Source organism: Rhodococcus sp. 008 (assembly GCF_001682295.1).
GTDB lineage: Bacteria > Actinomycetota > Actinomycetes > Mycobacteriales > Mycobacteriaceae > Rhodococcus_F > Rhodococcus_F qingshengii.
The window spans coordinates 448,827-469,850 of sequence record NZ_CP015203.1 but is presented as its reverse complement, the minus strand read 5'-3'; the positions used below and the strand labels follow the sequence as shown (position 1 = coordinate 469,850).

The 21,024-nt window shown below is 60.4% G+C and carries 22 protein-coding genes; 3 read left to right on the top strand and 19 right to left on the bottom strand.

Annotated features, from left to right (window positions below; all coding sequences use genetic code 11):
• Positions 1–388 precede the first annotated feature (388 nt).
• From AOT96_RS32590 to AOT96_RS32515, 16 genes are all read right to left on the bottom strand, one after another.
• Positions 389–1,558 carry a zinc-dependent alcohol dehydrogenase gene (locus tag AOT96_RS32590; protein ID WP_058228185.1) on the bottom strand — a complete coding sequence of 390 codons (1,170 nt, stop codon included), beginning with the start codon at positions 1,556–1,558 and terminating at the stop codon, positions 389–391.
• 14 nt (positions 1,559–1,572) lie between these two features.
• Positions 1,573–2,109 (bottom strand): hypothetical protein, encoded by a 537-nt coding sequence (locus AOT96_RS32585; protein WP_058228186.1) that lies wholly within the window; start codon positions 2,107–2,109, stop codon positions 1,573–1,575.
• 248 nt (positions 2,110–2,357) lie between these two features.
• Positions 2,358–2,843 carry a DUF6114 domain-containing protein gene (locus tag AOT96_RS36215; RefSeq protein WP_231917480.1) on the bottom strand — a complete coding sequence of 162 codons (486 nt, stop codon included), beginning with the start codon at positions 2,841–2,843 and terminating at the stop codon, positions 2,358–2,360.
• A complete protein-coding gene (locus AOT96_RS32575) occupies positions 2,837–3,316 on the bottom strand; it encodes a DUF6230 family protein (protein WP_058228187.1) in 480 nt (159 codons plus the stop codon). Before AOT96_RS32575 ends, AOT96_RS36215 begins: the two co-directional genes overlap by 7 nt.
• A 596-nt stretch (positions 3,317–3,912) precedes the next feature.
• On the bottom strand, positions 3,913–4,101 hold the full coding sequence (locus tag AOT96_RS32570; RefSeq protein WP_058228188.1) for a hypothetical protein: 189 nt from the start codon (positions 4,099–4,101) through the stop codon (positions 3,913–3,915).
• A 29-nt stretch (positions 4,102–4,130) separates the two neighbouring features.
• Positions 4,131–5,024 (bottom strand): glycosyltransferase family 2 protein, encoded by an 894-nt coding sequence (locus tag AOT96_RS32565; RefSeq protein WP_231917479.1) that lies wholly within the window; start codon positions 5,022–5,024, stop codon positions 4,131–4,133.
• The gene (locus AOT96_RS32560) at positions 5,021–6,034 is read right to left on the bottom strand and encodes a glycosyltransferase (RefSeq protein WP_058228231.1); all 1,014 of its coding nucleotides are present in this window, start codon (positions 6,032–6,034) and stop codon (positions 5,021–5,023) included. The genes AOT96_RS32565 and AOT96_RS32560 overlap by 4 nt, the downstream gene beginning before the upstream one ends.
• Complete coding sequence (locus AOT96_RS32555) at positions 6,034–7,128, bottom strand: glycosyltransferase (protein ID WP_058228190.1); 1,095 nt, start codon at positions 7,126–7,128, stop codon at positions 6,034–6,036. The genes AOT96_RS32560 and AOT96_RS32555 overlap by 1 nt, the downstream gene beginning before the upstream one ends.
• Positions 7,125–8,249 carry a glycosyltransferase family 1 protein gene (locus tag AOT96_RS32550; protein ID WP_231917478.1) on the bottom strand — a complete coding sequence of 375 codons (1,125 nt, stop codon included), beginning with the start codon at positions 8,247–8,249 and terminating at the stop codon, positions 7,125–7,127. Before AOT96_RS32550 ends, AOT96_RS32555 begins: the two co-directional genes overlap by 4 nt.
• Before the next feature lie 151 nt (positions 8,250–8,400).
• Complete coding sequence (locus AOT96_RS32545; RefSeq protein ID WP_058228191.1) at positions 8,401–8,802, bottom strand: low affinity iron permease family protein; 402 nt, start codon at positions 8,800–8,802, stop codon at positions 8,401–8,403.
• A gap of 199 nt (positions 8,803–9,001) precedes the next feature.
• Entirely contained in the window at positions 9,002–9,232 is a 231-nt protein-coding gene (locus tag AOT96_RS32540) for a DUF3618 domain-containing protein (RefSeq protein WP_058228192.1), read from the bottom strand.
• The gene (locus AOT96_RS32535; protein ID WP_058228193.1) at positions 9,229–10,731 is read right to left on the bottom strand and encodes a YhjD/YihY/BrkB family envelope integrity protein; all 1,503 of its coding nucleotides are present in this window, start codon (positions 10,729–10,731) and stop codon (positions 9,229–9,231) included. The genes AOT96_RS32540 and AOT96_RS32535 overlap by 4 nt, the downstream gene beginning before the upstream one ends.
• Positions 10,732–10,767: 36 nt before the next feature.
• Positions 10,768–11,790, bottom strand: coding sequence for an FUSC family protein (locus AOT96_RS32530; protein WP_231917477.1), 1,023 nt, complete (start codon positions 11,788–11,790; stop codon positions 10,768–10,770).
• Between the two features lie 88 nt (positions 11,791–11,878).
• The gene (locus AOT96_RS32525; RefSeq protein ID WP_058228194.1) at positions 11,879–13,993 is read right to left on the bottom strand and encodes a xanthine dehydrogenase family protein molybdopterin-binding subunit; all 2,115 of its coding nucleotides are present in this window, start codon (positions 13,991–13,993) and stop codon (positions 11,879–11,881) included.
• A complete protein-coding gene (locus AOT96_RS32520; protein ID WP_058228195.1) occupies positions 13,990–14,982 on the bottom strand; it encodes an FAD binding domain-containing protein in 993 nt (330 codons plus the stop codon). Before AOT96_RS32520 ends, AOT96_RS32525 begins: the two co-directional genes overlap by 4 nt.
• A complete protein-coding gene (locus AOT96_RS32515; protein ID WP_058228196.1) occupies positions 14,979–15,500 on the bottom strand; it encodes a 2Fe-2S iron-sulfur cluster-binding protein in 522 nt (173 codons plus the stop codon). The genes AOT96_RS32520 and AOT96_RS32515 overlap by 4 nt, the downstream gene beginning before the upstream one ends.
• Before the next feature lie 649 nt (positions 15,501–16,149).
• Between AOT96_RS32515 and AOT96_RS32510 the strand changes: the two genes are divergently transcribed.
• Together AOT96_RS32510 and AOT96_RS32505 are read left to right on the top strand one after the other, a co-directional pair.
• The gene (locus AOT96_RS32510) at positions 16,150–16,581 is read left to right on the top strand and encodes an ATP-binding protein (protein WP_058228197.1); all 432 of its coding nucleotides are present in this window, start codon (positions 16,150–16,152) and stop codon (positions 16,579–16,581) included.
• Positions 16,578–17,354, top strand: a complete 777-nt coding sequence (locus AOT96_RS32505) for a SigB/SigF/SigG family RNA polymerase sigma factor (protein WP_058228198.1) — start codon at positions 16,578–16,580, stop codon at positions 17,352–17,354. The genes AOT96_RS32510 and AOT96_RS32505 overlap by 4 nt, the downstream gene beginning before the upstream one ends.
• A 1,017-nt stretch (positions 17,355–18,371) precedes the next feature.
• On the opposite strand, the gene AOT96_RS32500 is transcribed toward AOT96_RS32505, so the two are convergent.
• Entirely contained in the window at positions 18,372–18,581 is a 210-nt protein-coding gene (locus AOT96_RS32500) for a hypothetical protein (RefSeq protein WP_058228199.1), read from the bottom strand.
• 188 nt (positions 18,582–18,769) lie between these two features.
• Between AOT96_RS32500 and AOT96_RS35575 the strand changes: the two genes are divergently transcribed.
• Positions 18,770–18,907, top strand: a complete 138-nt coding sequence (locus AOT96_RS35575) for a hypothetical protein (RefSeq protein WP_156779018.1) — start codon at positions 18,770–18,772, stop codon at positions 18,905–18,907.
• Positions 18,908–19,074: 167 nt separating this feature from the next.
• On the opposite strand, the gene AOT96_RS32495 is transcribed toward AOT96_RS35575, so the two are convergent.
• Positions 19,075–19,695 (bottom strand): hypothetical protein, encoded by a 621-nt coding sequence (locus AOT96_RS32495; RefSeq protein ID WP_231917476.1) that lies wholly within the window; start codon positions 19,693–19,695, stop codon positions 19,075–19,077.
• A 71-nt stretch (positions 19,696–19,766) separates the two neighbouring features.
• Positions 19,767–20,639 (bottom strand): hypothetical protein, encoded by an 873-nt coding sequence (locus tag AOT96_RS32490; protein WP_058228201.1) that lies wholly within the window; start codon positions 20,637–20,639, stop codon positions 19,767–19,769.
• Between the last annotated feature and the right edge of the window lie 385 nt (positions 20,640–21,024).

Genomic DNA, 21,024 nt, shown 5'->3' with positions numbered 1-21,024 from the left:
AGAATGCACACGAGCATGTCCGTGTGGCGTTCATCGACGACAAGTCCGCTCGCGCAGCGAACAATTTGTTGATTTGCTGATACTACCGCTCTATGCGTAGTGGCCAACCGTCAGCGTCGAGAGGCCCGCCGCACGCATCGGTCGCAATACCGTTCCTCGGCGAATGCGCGCAGAATACTCACCGGCACAGGGTAGTTAGCGACGCGGCGCCGGGCGGTCCCGATTGTCTTGCGAGTCTGCAGGAGTGGCACCAGATTGTCAGGCTCGGAGTGTTCTCGCTGGTTTCGTGCCTGCACACCGCGTCGACGGCCCGATTCGGACAGTATCCGATCAGCGCGAAACAAGTGTTCCGTTCGTGAAATTTATTTTCCAGCAGTGCATTCCAAGTTCATGGTCGAAATACGGCGCGAACGCACCCGTCTGACTTTTCTTTGAACAGTTCGTAGCCACGCACAGCATTTTCCAGCGGCATATCGTGAGTGGCCAGTATCGACGGGTCGAGGTCTCCTTGGATGACGTAGTCGAACAGTCGTGGCATGTAGCGTTGGCCGTGTTGCTGAGCTGAGCGCAGTGTCAAACTTTTGTTCGTGATCATCCCCATCGGGAATTTGTCGGTAAGGCCGTAAACACCGAGAATAGAGACAATGCCGCCCTTACGGCAGGCAAGAATTGCCTCACGGAGGGTGTTGGCGCGATCAGTCTCCATCCGTAGCATTTGTTTAGCGCGGTCGTAGAGTTGTTGCAGCCCAGTACCGTGGCCTTCCATCCCGACCGCGTCGATGCAAGCGTCGGGTCCGCGCCCTCCTGTCATCTCACGCAACTGGTCGTGCACGCTGTTTGTAGTCGAATAGTCGATGGTCTCCGCGCCGGTGCGCTCCCGGGCGAGGCGCAGTCGTTCGTCGAACCGGTCGATGACGATGACTCGTTCCGCGCCGAGTAGACGTGCGCTCTGGGCAGCCATCAACCCGACTCCGCCACTCCCCCATATGGCAACTGTGTCACCGGAAGCGATGTCACAGAAGTCGGCGCCCATGAGACCAGTCGGAGCGGCATCAGAGAGGAAAACTGCCTGTTCGTCCGAAATGCCCTCTGGGACAATGAAACAATTGACATCGCCGAAGGGGACGCGAATGAATTGAGCGTGTGAGCCTTGATATCCACCGAAAGGGTGGGTGTAACCGTAGATTCCGCCTGTGGGATAGCCAAGCTCAGGTTGCTGTAGGGCGGCGTTGGGGTTCGTGGTGTCGCACACGGAATAGAGTTCGTGTTCGCAATACCAACACGAGTTGCAGCCGATGAACGATGGCACTACGACGCGGTCACCGATTTTCATCTGAGTGGTCTCTGAGCCAATATCGACGATTTCGCCCATGAACTCGTGCCCGAACACGTCTCCTTCCTTCATACCGGGAAGATAACCGTCAATGAAGTGCAGGTCCGATCCACAGGTAGTGGTCAACTTGACCTGGGCAATGACGTCGTGAGGATTGACAATCCGTGGATCGTCAATTGATTCCACGGCCAGACTGTTGACACCGTTCCAGCACAATGCACGCATGAAGTCTCCTGAGTTCAGTGAGCGCTGTCCCGCGCGCTCGGGTTGTGGGCGAGAGTGGGAACTTCGCCGGTCTGTAACAGAGCGCGTGCGCGGTAGAGAGCGCCGAACAGGAATGTCGTGGTGAAGATTGCCGGCAACCGGGATGTCGTACTCAAGCTCAACTCGGTACCACGTTCGTTGGGCGCTTCTCGAAATCTCACCGCCAGCTCCGCCGATCTGGCTCCACGATCGGAGTCTTTGTATTCTGCGTCTTTGATGTAGGTAACGAACCGTAGCGAGTCGCCGGTGTCGACAAGCTTGCTCCACCAGGATTCGATCTCGTCGGGGCCGGTGGACAGTGTCCACTCGAAAACCCCTCCGTCGATCACTCGGATCCCTACCTCGTCCCCGAAGACCGACGACAGTTTGTCGGGATCACGCCACAGTGCCTCTACCTCGCTCTGCGCGCACGCGATTGTCACAGTTTGTACCTGCTCGCCTGTCTCGCCGTGAGCGGCGACCCTGGTCACGAACCCTGCGGCCTCTTCTTTGATTCTGTCGAAAAGTTCCATAACGCCTTCTATCGCTTGGCTACATGTTGATTCGATTCAGCAGGACGGCACGCAAGAAGGCACAACCCCGGTCGAAGGGTGTGTATGTCCCTCTTTCTGCGTGGGACGAGCCATCACAGGGATTTTGTGACGCGGCTTCTCGGTCTACGGTTCGCGACGCCCCGTGATTCGCTTGCGCGCGATAACGAAGACGACGACCCCGATAAGGATGAGTATTGCTATGACCTCCATGAGCGCCACGTACCCGGTCACTGCCGACGGCAACCATTCCGGGAAAACTTCTGACGACGCAGATGGTTTGCTGCCATGCTTGGTTTCAGCTGAGTCGCAGGCGTCTTCATCGGCTCTACATCGGAGCTTGACGGATCGTTCGCAAGCACCGGGATCCAAGCTAAGACGAGAGCCGAGCCCACGACGCCGGCCAGGGTCCCCACGAGCAGACCTCCGAAGTTCGCTGCTGGGAGCGCCACCAGCGAAAGAACCATCGCGCATACCCCGGCGGGCACCCTGGCGTCGACACGCAACAGTACGGACACTGCACACAGAGCCATGAGTACGGCCAACATTAGTGTGGAAACCCCAGCGATGGTGCTGATGGAAATGAGAACGTCACCTAGGCGTACGGTCACGACAGCGGGTAGCAGCATGAGTCCTGCCGAAGCCCCCAGTAGAACTGCTCCGGCGAAAGGGCGTTGTCTTCGCCATGCGGTGAACGCAGTTCGTTTCGTCAGCATCCGACAGCTCCCTTCTCGACGCTCATCGCGAGCGTGTTCATGGAGACTTGTGTAGCGGTCAGCGAGATGATCTCGACCCGCGACTGCGCCAGAAGTGAGTCGCCGGCCGTTATTGCCGATGCGTCAGGCGGATCGAGTGGGGACACCCCACCGAGGGCAGAGACATCGACGCCCAGTCGCGCATCGTGTGCGGTGATGGCACCGCCGAGTGACGCTGCGTCCAAGGTGATGTTCGTGGCGGTTGTCCCGTCGCCGGCGGCACGGATGCTCATGGTCACGTCGCCCAGGAGAGGGACTCCATGGGCGACTGTCGACAAGCACAGGTCGGTCAGGCGTACCTGCTGGATTTGTACGGCGATGCTCGCGGAAGCATCACCCGCAGTCTCAGCGGCGCGCGGGTATACCTGAATTCCTTGGGCCTCGACCGCGGAGACGGTTCCTGTGAATCGTTGGCCGGATACCACAATGTTCATGGGCAATTTTCCCTGTGCGATGCCTGTCCCCAGAGTCGCGACTGCCAGCAGGCCTAGTGCGACTATGAAGACAAAGCGTCCTTTGTGTACTGAGCTCGTTGCTCTGTGCATTTTTATCGGTGCCCTCGGAATCGGTTGTTCAGATCAGGACACGCGGAGGCTTCTCGCATGGCGCGTGGGAGTACGGAGAGTCCTATTCGAGGCGTTCGCCACGCGTCGTGTTCTGTCGTGCGGGCGACCTTCGTCTCTCTCGGGTGTGGCATGGCTGTTCGCGCCCTAAAGAACAGCTCACATGTTGTGCTGGCCCGGATCACGTCTTTCGGAGAGTGGTCGAGGCTGATTGGTTGCGGTCGTTTTCGTCATTCTCGTTGTGGGACGGTGAAACTCGGGTGCGCTTCGAGCGGACTGAACGATGGTCGGCTCCGTCTCTCATGTACGCCCGCTGTCCTCGGGGTCGGACCGTATCGTCCCTGGGGATCGTGAGACCGATCCTTCGACTGGGTTCTCTCATCGAGAATTGTGTGGTCTTCTCTTCTACATCGAGGAACTCACCTTGAATGTCCCATCTCAGTCTTTCCTCGAGTCGCGACTGTTGCTCAGCTGGAGGCACCTTCGGTGTCGTCGAAGAACGACCATTCGTCGTCGTGCCGCACTTCCATGCGCCAACCGAGTTCTGAATTGTCCGCACGGGCATCCACGAACCATGCGTGTGCTTCGTCGGCGCTCTCGATATCGCGCGTGTCGGTGACATCTCCGGCAGGATTGATCACTCTGTAGGTAGCCATTCGGCTCTACTTCCCTCGGTAGCGCTTTTCTAATCATGTGTCGATTCGGTGGTGAGCCATCTTCGGCCTGCGCGACTGTCAAGGTGCGGTCGCCGAACTCGCACCCAGCGTTGACTGCCTCGTCGATACTCGACGAGGCCCATCACCTCGAAATCCGTGATCCATCCTTGCATCGGCCATCGGCCCCAGCGCCGGTGAAATATCTCTGCGTTGACGAGGATGTCGTCGAGGTGTTCGACGGGAGGATCCGATATCGGATGGAATTGGTGGTAAGCGTCCGCCCCACCGACCCAGGTCAGTTTCACGCCCCTCGCACGTGCCGTCCACGCGAAATCGGTGTCCTCACCGCCATATCCGACGTAGTCCTCGCAGAACCCGCCCAGTGCACGCCACGTCGGTGCAGTGACCGCGAAGGACAAAGACCAGAAGAGGTCGAAGTTGTCCCCGTCGAGGGTGGTCTCGTCAGCAGGGGCAGGCCTGGCGGGATGCGGATTGCGCAGGGCTGGCAACGAATCAGGAGCAGTAGATGTCGGGAGGGCGTGTGGCAGATAAGTGACCGGACCGCAGAGCAGGGCGGAGGTAGCCGCCCTCGCACATGCTGCTTCGTGGTATCTGGTGAGAAGGGGCGGCACTGCGACGCAGTCGACGTCGAGGAAGACGAGCAGTGTCGCGCCGAGGCGGAGCGCTTCGGCAGCGCCCAAGTTTCTCGCGCGGGCGAGCGGGAGAGCGCCGTTGTCCGCAACGTCTATGTGGAGTACACGTGCAGCGCTATCCTCTTGCGCTACTACGGTCTTCACAGCGGGGTCTCCCATCGAGACGACCACGTGCAAATAGGGCGTCGTCCTCTCGAGGGCCAGGCCGCGCAGATGCATCCGTAGGTGGGTATGACGACCACGCACGATCGTGATCACTGCTGTCTTCACGGCAGTGTTCCTGGGGAGCGATTTGCTACCGCTTCGATGACTTTCGCTGCGCGCGCAGCAGCGCCGGTGCTCTGCCATGCGGACCAGCGTTCGTTGTCGAGGGCGCGCGCTTGTGAGATCAATTCGGGCCACGCGCCGAGTGGCGGCCATTCCTGCAGCGTCACCGCGAGGTTGTGCGTGGACAGTGCGTCGGCCGTCGCGACCTGTTCTCCGAACGGACGTTTCTGCGCGATGACGATGGCCGTCTTAGCGGCGACCGAGATATCGGCGATCGCATTCTGACCTGCGTGGGAGACTATGACGTCGCCGGTGCAGATGTCGGGCCACGGATCGGTGATCCACGTGCCTCCGGGTAGGCCGAGCCCTTTCCATGCGAAGGAATCGTGCTGGGCTGCAGCAGCTTTTACGTCCGCGTCCGACACCGCAGATCCACCCGCACCGCTCAGGACCACTACCTGTGGCGCCGTGGATGTGTGGTCGGGCCGGGATGCTCTCTCCCTGCCGTCGAATCGACTGATTCCGCCTACATAGGTTGTTTTGCTCGCATACGGATGGAGCCAGGTCGGGTCGTACACCTCCTGTGGCCAAGCTGCGATGATGTGATCGGCGATCTGGTATGCCAGTTGGTGGGCGGTATCGCCCCTGTCGCCGGGCATCGCCAATACTATGACCGGGACGCCCATGAGGCGGATGAACGTCGCGATCTCCACCGATACGTCCACGACCACCGCGGCGGGACGCGTGGACGCTACCCATTCCGCGACCTGTGCCATTCGAGAACGAAGGCCGGATTCGTGTACCGGTGCCCAATGGAGCGCGCCGTTTGCGGTCGGATCGCGCCTGTGTGTTTCGCCGTTGTCGAGTGGGAGGACCAGGTGGTGCTCGAACATTTTCGCAGCGATCGGATCTGTGCTGCTCAGCGCAGTGACGTCGTCGCCGAGATGTGCCGCGATCGATGCGGCGCGAGTTAGGTGCCCCCGGCCGTGGTGGTGGATGTAGTAGCCGATCATCAGCTGGCTCGCCTCGGAGAAGTTGTTACGCTGCACGCCATTTCGTCGTACACCTCGATGTAGCGGTCCACCATACGTCGTTGCGAACAGTGGCTGACCGCGCGGGCTCGAGCGCTCGCGCGGTCCAGCTGCCGTGCCTCACCGATTGCGGCGGTCAGGGCTCTCACATCGTCGGCCGGGACCAGTCGTCCACAATCGGGCGTGAGTATCTCCGGTATCCCACCCCGGCCGTAGGCGGCGACCGGTGTGCCGCACGCGAGTGACTCGGCCACGACCAACCCGTAGGGCTCGTCCCACTGCGGAGTGACGAGCGCGACTGCGGACTTCCCTACTGCAGTGACCAGGTCGTCGGTGACGAGGTGGCCGAGATAGTCAACCGAATTGCCGAGTTCAGGTTCGATCCACTCGCTGAAATAGGCGTGGTCACTGATCGGTCCGGCGAGCGCTAACGGTATTCGAGCCGCGCGCGCTGCTGCGATCGCATGGTGAGCACCCTTTTCCGGGACTATCCGGCCGAACCAGATCGACCGTTGCCCTCCGGGTCCCTGGCGCCACTGATTCGTGTCGACGCCGTTGTGCACTACGTCGACGTCCCCGGCAGCATGTTTCCAGGCTTCCGCGGTGAAGTTGCTGACCGCGGCAAACCGGCCGGGCGAACTGCCTGCCGCGATTGCCGACTCCAGCCACGGTGTCGGGGGCGTGTGCAATGTGGTGAGGACCGGCGTGTTCAGCGTCGACGTCATGGCCACGGGAAGATAGTGCAAGCTGTGATTGTGGATGACGTCGAAGCTGTCTGCATAATTCCGTGACAGTCGAAGCATCAGATCGAGATAGGCGTGATGCTCTTGCATGAAATGTTCGGCAGGCATGGAGATGTCGGTTCGAGCGGCGGTGCTGAGCGGTGCGGGACGGACATCGATCAATTCACAATCGAGTTCCGGGTCCGAACCGGGACCGGCAAACAACGTGACGCTGTGTCCAGCATTCCTCAAAGCAGCGGCCAAGTGCCACACATGAGCCTCGAGCCCGCCGGCGAATGGTTGATTCACCGGGTAACGACTCGACGCGATCAGCGCGACACGCAACGCTCTCATGCCAGTGCCTTTTCGTAGATCTCTCGATGGGCTGATGCCAGCATTCGGCGTTGGCTGGTACGCATCGCTACCGAAAGACGCGTCGGTGTCTCCGAATAGAGCTCTCGCACAGACCGATCGAGCGACTCCGCATCGAAGTGATGTTCGTCGAACCCGTAGACCTTGCAGTCCTGCTGCTCGGAGTAGAACCCGCAACTGGGCGCGATGACGGCGGTGCCGAGGTCGTAGCAGGCCTCCAACCATCCTGAATGTGTACCGAACCGATACGGCAGGACCGAGACCGAAAGAGTTGTCAGATATTTCCACAACTCGTCGTCGCTGAAATATCGGTGCACCACCACGTCGACATCTGGGCGACGTGAGTAGTCCAAGAGTCGGTTCGCGGATAGCGGTGCGTACCAGTGATTGTCCGGGTCGAAGATCTCGTTGTGAACGTTCACGACCAATTGCGCGCCCGGCAAGGTCGCAATAGTTGCGCACAACGTGTCGAGCACGGGAAAGGGATCCATGTTGGGGCGTAGGCTTTTGACGTGGACGCCGACCGTGAAATCTGCTGTGGGAGGACGCACGAGATCGAAGTTGTCCAATTCGACGACATGCGGATGGGGCAGAACTGTGCACGCCCTGTCCCAGCCGGACGAGATCGTCGCCGCAGCGCCTGGGGTCAAGGTGATGAGAGAATCGGCCGCGGGTATCAAGACGTTCAGCAATTCGCGGTGGGGCTCAGGATCAGTTTGATGAGGGTTTCGTAGGTCGTGCACCGTGTACACGAGAGGGACAGCGTGCGTCCGCAATTCGTGAACGATGTCTTCCATCACGCGTGGCGCGATCGCATCGAAACCGAAGTGAACGTGAAAGAGATCGAACAGACGGTGGTTGTCGCGAATCCATGCGGGGTCGAGCATGACCGGCGGCCACCAGCCGCCCGGTACCTTGCGGCCGTCCTGCGGGATCGGGTCGGCAAGGCGCATCACTGCGTCTGTCCCGGTTGGTGTGGCCAGATGTCGCACGTAGACATGCGATGCAGGCACAGAAGCTACTCGGATGGTGCCGGTCTCGGGGAACGATCCAGCGCCGCCCGAGGGCGAGAACCATTCGCCGGGAGGAGCTTCCCAGTTCATGTCACTCCTTGTATTCGATTGGGGCGCACTCGCGCCGAAGAGACGAGAAGTGATGCTCTCGCTTCGACGGCTGGTTCCTCAACCGTGATACGTGCTCACCATAGCGTATGTCGGTGATGCGGGTTTTCCTGAGAGTAGGTAGTTTTCGTGTTCAGGACGCGCTCTCATGATCTTCGAGCCCGACGGCGAGGCGTAGTTCGCGTAGGTCGGTATCGAGATCGGGGTGCTCCTTCGACAGCTGTTTCATCAGATCGGCCAAGCCGTCGGCGATTGCATTCAGCTTGTGCTGCACCGCATCATCTGATCGCTTCTGGGTGTTTTGCAACAGAGCAACCAAGAGGAACGTGACGATGGTGGTGACCGTGTTGATGATCAGCTGCCAGGTGTCGATCGTCCCCAGCAGGAAGAAGGACGGGGCCCACAACACAACGATCACCACACATGCGACGAAGAACCACGCCTGAGAGGTCCGTGCGCTGACATATGTGGCGAAGCGATCGAAGACGGAGAGTTTCCGCGAGACTTCGGATGGGAGGATGGCGGGTGGCTTCATCGAAAGACCTCGTTCATGCGTGGGGCGGCGTTTACCCGTCGTCCTGTGATGCACGGCAGCCCAGCCCAGCTCACAGGACGACGGTGTCGTGAATCGGGAGCCCACCGAATCCGATTCACTGCATCGCGATGCACGGTGCAGATGCCCACTGGGCTGCGTTTGCAAACATGTACGACGGCGAGCCTATCCTGGCTCGGGATCAGGACCTTCGTTTGCGGCGGCGGACTATCAGCACTAACACCAGGACGAAACCGATCGCGGCAGCAGCGACGGCGCCTGGTTGCTGCTTCACGCGTTCCACATCGCGCGAGACCTCACTTTTGACCCGGGCTGGTACGTCGGCCTTCTCTGCCAGTGCACCGACGGTTGCGGCCAGAGCCTCACGTTGTGCTTGCACGTTCTCGTCGGATCCATCTGCAAGAGTGCTCATTTCAGTCCCTTCTTGGCTGTGGCGATGTCCGTCTTGACGCTCTGCACAGTCTCCTCCGGGACAGGCGGAGCAGCCGACTTCGCTCGCTGCGCTCCAACCAGGGTGGTGACTGCGCCGACGACAATCACTACTGCTCCGACGATCAGCGCCGCGAGCCACGGGTCGAGAGCTGTTGCCAAACCGAGAACTGCTGCCGCCAGGAGGACTGCCAATCCGTACAGCAATAGGAGTGCGCCCGCCCCGGAGATGCCAACGCCCACACCCAAGCGGGTGCTCTTGGACTTGACTTCGGTTACAGCGTGCGACATCTCAGCCCGCACGAGGTCGGACATCTGCGTGGTGAGACGCTCCACGAGTTGCACCGTCGACAGTGAATGAGGATCGGCTGGGTCGGTTGCTTTCGGCGGCGAGGTGCCGGGCACCGGTGCTCGGGTATCGGATTGCTCGGTCATTGTCGAATTCCCTTCGTTGTCTTCACCGCCGTGCGTTTCGCGAAGCTCGCGACCGGCGGCAATGTCTTGTGCATGCTGACGGGCGTTCTTGTCCGAAACGCGGGTGTCGCGAGGAGGCAGGCGTAGAAATTCCTCTGCTTCGATTCCCGCTTGTAGTTGCCGACCGCGTTCGAGTTCCGCATCGACCTCCGCCCCGAACAACAATGCGAGGTTGGTGATCCACAACCAGAGGAGGAAGATGACTGCCCCCGCCAACGAGCCGTACGTCTTGTTGTAACTACCGAAATGGCTTACATAAAAGGCGAATCCGACTGAGGCTACGATCCACACCGCAATTGCGAGTGCTGCCCCGACGCTGATCCAACGAAATTTCGGTTGCTTGACGTTGGGGGTTACGTAGTACAGCACCGCAACCGCCAGCGTTACACAGATCAGAATCACCGGCCACTTCGCGATGTTCCACGTCGTCACCGCGCCGTCCCCGATACCCAACTGGTCACCCAGCGCTTTGGCGACCGGTCCGCTGACGACGAGCATCAAGATCACTGCAGCGACCAACAGAAGACCGGCAAGTGTGACGGCCAGTTGCAGAGGGCGAAGCTTCCACACCGGCCTGCCCTCGTCCACCTCGTACATACGGTTCATCGCACGCCCGAATGCGCCGACATAGCCCGACGCTGACCACAGCGCGCCGGCGAGACCGACTATCAAAGCAAAGCCGGCCGTTGGAGCCGCGACCAGTTGTTCGACAGTGCCGCGCATCGTGTCGACAGCGGAGTCCGGCCCGACTGCAGCGACCAGTTCCATCACCGTGTCCACACTGGAGCGCCCCTGGCCCACAACGCCCAGTAGGGACACGAGTGCCAACAGGGCTGGAAAGAGCGACAGCACAGCGTAATACGTCAGAGCGGCAGCCAGGTCAGTGCACTGGTCCTGCGTGAACTCACGCGCCGAACGCCGTGCGACGAATTTCCAAGATTGCGCTGTCAGGTCCGTGGGATCGGACGGCTTGAGCGGGTCGTCCGCATCAACGGTGTGTGTCGCCATGCCCGGGTTGCTACCCAATCGACCCTCTGTCGAAACTCAGTCGTGAGCAGCGGCGTCGTACCCCTCTCGGTCGAGGACAGCGAGTGCAGCGAGCAATCCACGGCTGGACAGGATGATCGAGGGGGCTGCCGTGGACGCGACGCTTCCTTTCTGCAGAAGATTTTCGAGTTCCGCCAACGACGTCCGGGCGCGCGGCAACGTCGCAAGCGGGTGATCCTCGGTCGGATCATGTACCGGACTTCGTCCCGCATCGGCAAACGCTCCGGCCATGGCATCGAGCAGATCGGAGATCGCAACTCGCAGGTTCTCGTTCTCGCCGAAATCACCATCCTCGACGGCAAGGATCAGGCCCATGAGATGTAACGCCGAGCGATCGAGAGCTTCGGCTGCAGGGCGAAACAGTTCGGAACCACCTATCCGCAACCAGCCGCGCTTGCGAAAGTTTCCGACAAGGCTGGCTTCGCCGTCCATCACCGCGGCTTTCGCGGCCACGGACTTGTTCACCGACAGGGCTCGGCGACGCCAGAGATCATCGACTCCAGCACCAGCTTTCACGTTCTTCGCCATTTGTCGGAGAATGTCCGATACCTCGTGAGTACGTGCCACCAACAAGTCGCGAGCGTCAGAGAGATAGTCCGGTGGGATGAGGACGGCATTGACGGTGATGCCCACGAACACACCGAGCACCACATCGCCGATACGGTGCATGACCAGATAGGGGTTCGTCGCCGTTCCGTATAGGAGTACCAGTACCGCAGTGACTGCCACCCAAATCCCGTCCGGGGACAATTGTCGAACACGGCCGACCAGTATTCCTACCGCCGTTGCGAGTGCAAGCGCGGCGACTGGGGGCAGTGCGAACGCTGCCATCGCAGCCACTACCACTCCGAGGACGACCACGCTCACCTGGCGGGCCGCCACCCACATCGAGTTTCGTACCGTGTTCCCGATGATGAAGAGTGCTGCATACGGCGCGAGAAATGCTTCTGGACTGCGGAAGACGTGGCTGGCGATCACCCATGCGGCAACGACGGCGACAGCGCCTTTCAATGCTTTCACCAGACCGATGCGTTCACATCGCCGTATCAGTGGATGCTCGAGAATTCCTTGCTCCTCACAGTTCGATCTGCGGATCTCCTGCCGCGATTCAACAGAACATAACCTTGTCCGCGGTGACGGGCAGGTCGCGTACCCGAACGCCGGTGGCATCGTGGATCGCGTTAACTACTGCGGCCGCAGCTCCGACGATCCCGATTTCCCCGGCCCCTCGTGACCCCATCGGATTGACGTGCGGGTCGACTTCGTCGAGCCACACCGCGTCGATGTCTTGAATATCGGCGTGCGTGCTGATGTGATAACTCGCCAGGTCCTGCGTCGTCACATGCCCGAACCGGTTGTCCCGGAAGCTCTCCTCATGGAGCGCCATCGACATTCCCATGGTCATTCCGCCGATGAGCTGTGAGCGAAGCGTTTGGGCATTTATTGCACGCCCGATGGAAAAAACGCCCAGCATTCGGGGAATTCGGATTTCGCCCGTATAGCGATGGATTCGCGCTTCGACGAAGTGGGCGCCGAACGAGTGCATGGAGTACAGCTGCTCTTCGGCATTTTCCGGCATTTCCGTCGTCGTTTCCGCACCCGCGGCCGGAGTGTTGCCGTGCTCCGCACGGAACTGACGTGCGGCCGCAACGATGGTGGATCCCCACGAAGAGATACCGGCCGACCCGCCGGCGACGGTTGCGAAAGGCAACGCTGTATCTCCGATTTCGAGTTTGATCTCGTCAATCGGGCAACCGAGAGCGTCAGCGGCGATCTGGGTGAGAGTCGTCCAGGTTCCCGTGCCGATATCGGCCGCACCGATCTGGACGGTGTGGATTCGATCCGCTCCGAAGGCTATGCGCGCACTCGATCCCGGATTGGTCATCGCGGGATAGGTGGCCGCAGCCATTCCGGTTCCTACCAGCCAATTACCGTCCAGGCGGCGTTCACCATCCGCGCGTCCTTGCTCTCCACGTCGATCCTGCCAGCCGAATTTATCGGCCCCTACCCGCATGCATTCGATCAAATGGCGCCCGGACCAAGGTTTTCCACTCTCCGGATCTACCTCTGGCTCGTTGAGCACGCGGAGCTCGATCGGGTCGAGGCCACACGCCACTGCGAGCTCGTCCATCGCCACCTCGAGTGCGTACATGCCGGGAGTCTCGCCTGGCGCGCGCATCCAGAACGGGACCGCTACATCGAGGGCGGCAACCCGGTGCGAGGTGGAGCGGTTGACTGTGGAGTACATGATCCGAGTGGCAACAGCAGTCTGCTCGGCGTACTCCTTGATCTTCGACGTTTGTTCGATGACGTCGTGGGAGACGGCATTCAATCGTCCGTCGGCGTCGGCACCCAATCTGATGCGCTGGATGGTCGACGTGCGGTAGCCGACGATCGAGAACATCTGTTGCCGCGTGAGTGCGAACTTCACCGGCCGCCCTGCGGTTCTGCGGGCAGCGAGAATCGCCAAGACGTTGTGCGCGTGCGGTGACCCCTTCGAGCCGAATCCTCCGCCGACATGCGGTGCTACGACACGCATTTGTTCGTTCTCCAGCCCGAACATCGGTGCCAGAGTTTCGCGAACCATGTGAACGCCCTGGGTGGAGTCGTACAGAGTTACGCAAGGCTCGCCGTTCTTCGCGTCTTCCCTCCAGATTGCGATGCACGCATGCGGTTCCATGGGATTGTTGTGTTCGAGCGGAGTGGTGTATGTCTGGTCGACAGTGACTTTCGATGCGGCGAAGGCAGTCTCGGCATCACCGTCGGTGGTGTCGGTGGGGAAACCGCTGACGTCCTCCGGGGCGTACAGGTCGTCGCGATCGGCTCGCAACTCGCAATCATGGGGGTCTACGTCGTACTGCACCACGACGGATTCGGCTCCCTGACGGGCGGTTTCGGGGGAGTCGGCAATTACCGCGCCGATGAACTGTCCGCAAAAATGCACTTCCGGATCTTGAAGGACGGAGAGTTCACGATCCTCCGTATCTGCCAAACGCGGAGCATCGAACACGGTGAGGACCGCGACGACCCCCTCGAGGGACTCTGCCAGTTCGGTTCTCATGTGGACGACGCGTCCGCGGGCAACTGTAGCCTCGATCGCATGTAGGTAAGTGGGATTATCCACCGGATGTTCGAACGCGTAGCGCGCGGTGCCGGTGACTTTCGCGTATCCGTCGATGCGCTCCAGCGGATTTCCCAGGGATTCCGGTTCGATCATCTTCATCGTCCGGGCCCTCCGGTGGTGAGTGAGCGTAAAGCGGAAATTATGAGATTGCGGGCAAGCGGAACCTTGAAAGTGTTGTCCGGCTGTGGTTTCGCTTCGGACAACTCGATATCTGCTGCCCGCCCGACCATGTCGTCGGAGGGCGGGGAGCCGCGTAGGACTTCTTCGGCCTTGTACGCGCGCCAGGGGCGGTGGGCCACGCCTCCGAGTGCAATCCGGACGTCGGCTATCACGCCGTCTTCGAGTTTGATCGCGGCGGCAACCGAAACGAGAGCGAAAGCGAAGGACGCTCGATCGCGTGCCTTGACGTACGTCGACTGCATTTCCGAGGGCGCCGGCAGGTCGACTGCGACGATCACTTGATCGTGAGTCAGGACGGTGTCTCGCTCGGGCGAATCCCCAGGCAAGCGGTAGAAGTCGTTGACGGGGATGCGGTGCTCGCCGTCCCCGTCGAGAACGACGACCGCGGCGTCGAGCGCCGAGAGTGCCACTGCCATGTCCGACGGGTGTACGGCAATGCAGTGGTCGGATGCTCCGAGCACGGCGTGGTGGCGCACGTAACCGCCGACGGCGGAGCAGCCGGTTCCGGGTTCTCGCTTGTTGCACGGAGTTGTCACGTCCTGGAAGTAGACGCACCTGGTGGCTTGCATGAGGTTGCCTGCTGTGGTTGCAGCATTGCGCAACTGGCCTGACGCTCCGGAAAGGAGGGCGCGTGCCAGCACGGCGTATCGGCTGCGAATGACGGGGTGAGCTGCGAGATCACTGTTGCGAACCGTTGCTCCGATGCGTACCCCGCCGTCGGGGCGTACCTGTATTTCGTTCAGGGGCAATCGACTTACGTCGATCACCAACCGGGGCCGCGCCACACCGAGTTTCATATGGTCGACAAGGTTGGTACCTCCGCCCATGAGGGTGGCGTCGGGATTGTCGGTCAGCAGGCGCAACGCGCTGCCGACGTCGCGGGCGCGAACGTACTCGAAGGGCTTCATGATTGTGCGGCCTGTCGGATAGCGGCGACGATGTTCCCGTATGCAGCGCACCGGCAGAGATTTCCGCTCATGCGTTCTCGAATCTCGTTGTCGTCGAGTTGAGGATCAGTCTCGAGGTCCTGTGTCACGTGGCTGGGATGGCCGGCCTTCACTTCGTCGAGCATTCCGACGGCCGAGCACAGCTGTCCGGGGGTGCAGTATCCGCATTGGAATGCATCGTGGTCCAAGAAGGCTTGTTGAATGCTGTGCAGGTTGTCTTCGCCCGACAAACCGCTTGCCGTGGTGATCTCGGCGTTGTCGTGCGCCACGGCGAACGTCAGACATGACACCACCCGGCGCCCGTCCAGGATGACGGTGCACGAGCCACATTGCCCGTGATCGCACCCCTTCTTCGGCGAGATCACGTCCAGGCGTTCGCGCAACGCGTCGAGAAGCGTCGTCCGCGTGTCGACGGTGACCGTTCGACGACAGCCGTCCACGGTCAGAGTGATCTCGGCATCGGTTCGGGAGGGCTCCATGACGGGCACCTACCCCGGACGCGCATCTGGTAATCGCAAATACGTCAAGGCCGTAGGAGTCCGCTGGCGCTGCGGCATGATCTGGGGCTGGTTTGTGTCAGCTCGACTGCAAGTGGTGCCTCTGTGCACGACGCCGCGGCCATACGGGTTCTGTGTACGAAGCTGCGACGGAACCGGGTGAGGTGAGACGGAGTCGGGCTGCGCAGTTCTTGCGACCGGAAGCCGTCCTCTTTCGTCCCGACGACGGGTAGGTGCCAGTCGTGGTGACGCGTCACCTCCGATTCACTGACCGAACTGCTCTCGTCTACCGAATACGACTTCTCGTGCGATCGTGTTTACCAATCGACCAGTAGGGAATCTCGCCGAACGCATTGGTGTGACGAATGTCCGGGGTCGCGAAAGCGCGGAAAGTAGCCGGGGTTCCACGAATCGGAACTAGGTATCCTTGCTGCATCCCTCGTGCGAAGGGGGCTCCCTCGTGCAAAGGGGGCCCCCGAGGGCCGTGGTTCTTCTGGGCGCGCGCGAGAGACGCCCGTTGCACCTAGTGAATGTTTGAGGTCCGTTTTGATAGAGAATGGACATACTGTTGGACTCTTTCAATCACTTTCGTCCTTCACAACGAATCGGTTCTACACAGGAGCACGCTCACGTGACCTCATCCGAACAGGCGATGCATTCGCCTACCGTCGCACCCTCCACCCTGCTTTCTGTTGCGGCGTCCACTGAACAACTCCTGCCCCTGCGTGCCCTTGTGCGCACGGCGACCGCACATTACGCGGTATCGGTCGACTCGCTCACAGATCTGGTGCTCGCGGTCGACGAAGCCGCCACTACCCTCATTGGCCATGCTCTGCCGCACAGCGCACTGACGTGTACTTTCGACCTTGATGGCGTGGCCAATCTGCACTTGAAAGTGACGGTGAACGCTGCCTCCTCGGTGAATGTCAGCTCCACTTCCTTCGGGTGGATAATCCTCAAGACACTGGTCGATGATGTCGTTCTCGAACAGGTTCCTGCCGCTGAAGAGGGTGCCTGGACCGTGACGATTATTCTGACGAAGGCTTTGCCGGCGGGGTCATGAGCCCAGTCGGGAAAGACAGCAACGCCTACGCACAACTGACCGATCTGTTCGTAGAGATGACTGCGCTACCCAACGACGCCCCGGATCGAGAACGGATTCGAACCGAGATCATCGAAACTTGTCTCCCGATTGCCGACAACATTGCTGCACGATACAGAGGTCGTGGTCAACCTCACGAAGATCTCGTTCAAGTCGCCCGGGTGGGTTTGGTCAATGCCACCGACCGATTCAATCTTGACAAGGGCCGGGACTTTCTCTCGTTCGCGGTTCCGACGATGATGGGTGAAGTACCTAAGCATTTTCGTGACAAAGGCTGGGACCTGCGGATGCCACGTTCATTGCAGGAAAACCATCTGGCGTTGGAGAAGGCACGATCGTCACTGACGCAAAGCTTCGGGCGGGAGCCCACGGTGCCCGAGCTCGCCGCCGAGATCGGTGTGGAGCCTGGCGAGGTTGGGCGCATCGTCGCTGCGGGCGATTCCTATCATTCGACATCTCTGGACGGAGCCACCGTCCAAGGTGGTGTATCACTGGGAGATACGCTCGGACACTTCGACGCCGCCTTGGACGGCGTGGACAATCATGAAACGCTTCGCCCGGCGCTACTCGCCTTGCCCGAACGAGAACGCACGATTCTGCTCTACCGGTTTTTCGGTGAACTTACGCAAGCGGAGATCGCAGAAAAGGTCGGACTCTCGCAAATGCATGTCTCTCGCTTGTTGGCACAATCGTTGCAGGCTTTGCGAACCGAGCTTGGTCCGTTGATCACGTAGCGAGCTGCGATCGTCAGAATGACACGGTGGCACGTGATCATCGACTTGTCCAAATCGTCATGGGAAGTTGCGGCGCATCGATAGCGAAGATGATCCCGAGAAGTGTTGCAGTGCTTTGTTTCTCGCTTTGCTCCTCGCTTTCCACGCTTATCCTGTCTCACCTTTTCAGGACGGTATCCGCGTCGTTCACGTAAATGACGGAGCCGCGGACCGAACCGGCGTTGTCTTTCGGTTGGCCGCTGAACTTGAATGCCACAACTCCTCACACCAGCGCTTTTCCGCGAGATCGGGCGTGCTGCGTCCAGCGCGCCGCGAAATTCTTTCCGTATTCGTGCGTATCGCCGTATTTGTGCGTATCGCCGGAGAGGGCCGTGTGCTCTGCAGAGGCGCCCGGGGTTTCACCCACCACGGAACAGCTCCAACCTTGCGGTCAGGCATTTTTTCCACGATCGACTACCATGCGGCTAACATTGAGATTCGGAGCGCTGATAGATCGCATTTTGGAGGCTCCCTTGAAGTTTCGCTTATATGAGCCGACACAGTGGGCTGCGGATCGTTGTATTCCATAACTGATGGGCAACCCTGCAGGTAGCCGCTGAACATGAACAGGTCAACGGATTCGTCAATGTCGACGTCCCGATCCGCACTGCCTACCAGTTGGCCCGGTTCGAACCACCTCACGCACTTCAAGTCCGAAGTGCGTGAGATTCGACATGTGGACGGCGCCCATTCACGTTGGCTAGTTGAGATGGATGGACAGACATGGGAATTCGATGCCACCATCGCCGCGCAGCATCCGGAAGAGCCGGAGGTGGGAATTTCGATTCACGTTCCGATCCGCCTCCGATGGTTACGCGCCGAGTGGCTGTCGGTACGCGACGAAATCCGGAGCCACTTGAAGTCCAGGGACATCACCACGATTAGACCGACACTTAACATCGCGAACAGAAGAACCACGTTGACCATCGCCCTTCGTCCTTTCGAATTCGTATTCTCATGTAGCACAGGACAGGTCGATCAGATGCGTTGCTCACCCTGTGCGTTCAGGCCGCGCTCACTGGTTGAATCGACCTTGCTCGCGATTCGCGCGACCTTGGTCTTGCTGAGGTTGTGCGTCGCGCTGACTCCTCGGCGTCCTTTTCCAGCGCTGCCCTTCGCTGCGACTCCCATAACTTCTCGCCACCACGTCTCGCGTTCGTCGGATTCGGCCCTCACCACAGCATCCATCGCTCTTTCCGTCGACCACCAACCTGGTACCCAGCTCACGTTGTCTGAAACTCGCGAATTCGACGTGACCAGTGAAAGCAGACCGGGGCGGGGCAAAATCAGTCGTACGCTGACTTCGCCTCATCACGGGAGTGCGAGTTTGCGGCGGCGCGGATTCATAAGATTTGTCGCTGCAGAGGCAAAAACGGGTGCCTGAGGCTGACACGGGCGTCTTCCTGAATTCGTCCTCGCAGGTGATGCGCATCGAGTTCGATCTGCGCGCCTTTGCGGGTGGGCGGCACTCCGTGTTCGTGGGAGCCGACGTTCCACCGACGCGGTATCGATGAAACCCAATTCGGGTAAGGCGTCGCAAGTTGTGCTCTACCAGTGTGGGCTGAATGCAAGATCAATCGGCGCCGCGGGTCGGTGTGGGAAGGCCGCGGGTGCGCCAGTCACACCCACCTGCGGTGTTATCGATGAGGTGGGTGTGACTGTGGCGCAACTACATCCCGAGTCAGGGAGTGACGGTGATACCGGGCGTGGAGTTGAACTTGAGTGCCCCGGTCATCTTCGCCGTTCCGGCCCCTGCTGCCGGGCAGGATGCACTTCCACCGTTGGAGGTGAAGTTCACCGTTCCGGTGTTGTTGGCGGTGACGGTGTGTGTCGTGTTGCTGTAGGGCACCGGGCCAGCAGTGCTGGCGGTGACGTCGATGACGCAGCTACCGGCAACTACGTGGGCTCCACCGTTAGGGATCTTGATACTTCCCATCGGCGATCCACTGTCTGCGTTGACGTTCAGAGCCCAGGAACCCGAGGTGGTGATTGTTGCAGGCACACCTTCGAGGTCACATCCGGACAGTCCCACGCTGGCAATGTTGATGTTGATTCCGCCCGTTCCGGAGTTCACGTTGCCGGGCGCAGCAGGGGTCGTTCCGGATCCGCTGACGCTGGTGCAGTACAGCTCGAGACCGCCGGTTGTGACGAAACTGAGCCCACTGCTGGTAGCCGTCACCGGAGTGGCCGCGGCGGGGCTGATCGTGGTGGAGGCTGTCGCGATACCGGATGCAGCGATGGTCAATGCGGCCGCTGCCCCGACGAGCGTTGAGGCCTTACTGAGCATTGTGCGTGATGACATGTGATGTGCCCTTCTGTCGAATACTTTTGGGATGAACCGTGAGTCGAAAGAAATTCAGGCGGGTCTGATCTTTACCCGGCGGCTCCCATCTGCGCCACAGCTGCAGGTTCGGCTGCCTGTGCAGCGGCCGCTGCCGGTGGTCGTACCTTGCGCGCGGCGACGGTGTAGACGTCGCTGGATGTGGTGAGAGAGTTCTTTCCGCTGGCGGAGGGGGTTCCTGCTCGCAGGTTCACCGCCCAGTTGAGTGCACCGAAGACCCCGCATCCGCTGGCGGCGGGAGCTGCGAAGAGATTGTCGGTGTGCTGAACGGCAGGGAACACCGCTCCCGGATATTCGCCGATGGGCTCTGAGGGCGGGTTGCCGGTGGTGGTGAGGTGGAGGTTGATCGGGTTCGCTGTGGAGCCGAGATAGCAGTTGTTACCCAACAACGAGTTCGACAGTTTCAGTCGTACCGGCATCGTCAGCTCTTGATCGAGCACCTTGATGTTCTGTAGCCCAACAGCTTCGACTGTTGCCGTGATCTGGGTCAGATTCAGTGGAGTGTCGATTCCGATGGCCCCGCCCGGCACGGAGATCGGGTTCGAGTACACCCCGTTGCGGCCGTCCGGCTTGGGGACGAAGGTTTCGACGAAGCTGCCGTCGGGTTGGGTGGCGTACTTGACTCCGCCCGCGATCTTGAGCCCGCCGTCGGGGACGGGCACGGTCAGTCCCCCGATTTTCATCGAGCCGCCGCGCACCACGACGGTTGCGCAGGTGGCGACGTCGAGGTCTTCGACGGGGCATGACGACCAGCCGTCGAATGTCAAAGGGGTAGCGGCAGGTGTACCGGACGAACCGAGCGAGGAATTCTCCTCTGCTGTGGCAACGCCTCCTCCTATCAATGCAAGGGCTGCAGCGATCGCCATCGTGGGGGCAACTCGGGTTCTCAAGGCATTCTTGGACATTGGGCTCCTCAAGCATGGAATCGACGCACCGAAACCTCACTCGTTTTGGCGTGTCGCGAGTCACATCTGTGTACTCGGAGCGAAGGCTACCGACCGGTAGTACTCGAAGTCACACAAACCGAAGAAAGTTCAACCCTTTCGGGGACGCTCTCGTACTTTCGGTGGCGTTTCATCCGCGGTCTGCGGGGACCCTCTACCCTGTGCGACTGCCACGTCAGTAGGCAGTTCGATCTCGGCACCATGCAGGAGCGGCCCGCAAGTCCAATACCGGGGGGCAAGTCGTGGCGACGCGTTGGATTTCCATTCGATAGGCCAGTTCTTGTCACTGAGCTGGCACGCTCGGGTTCTCGCTACCCCTTCGTGTGGACACCGGAGGTTGCCCCAT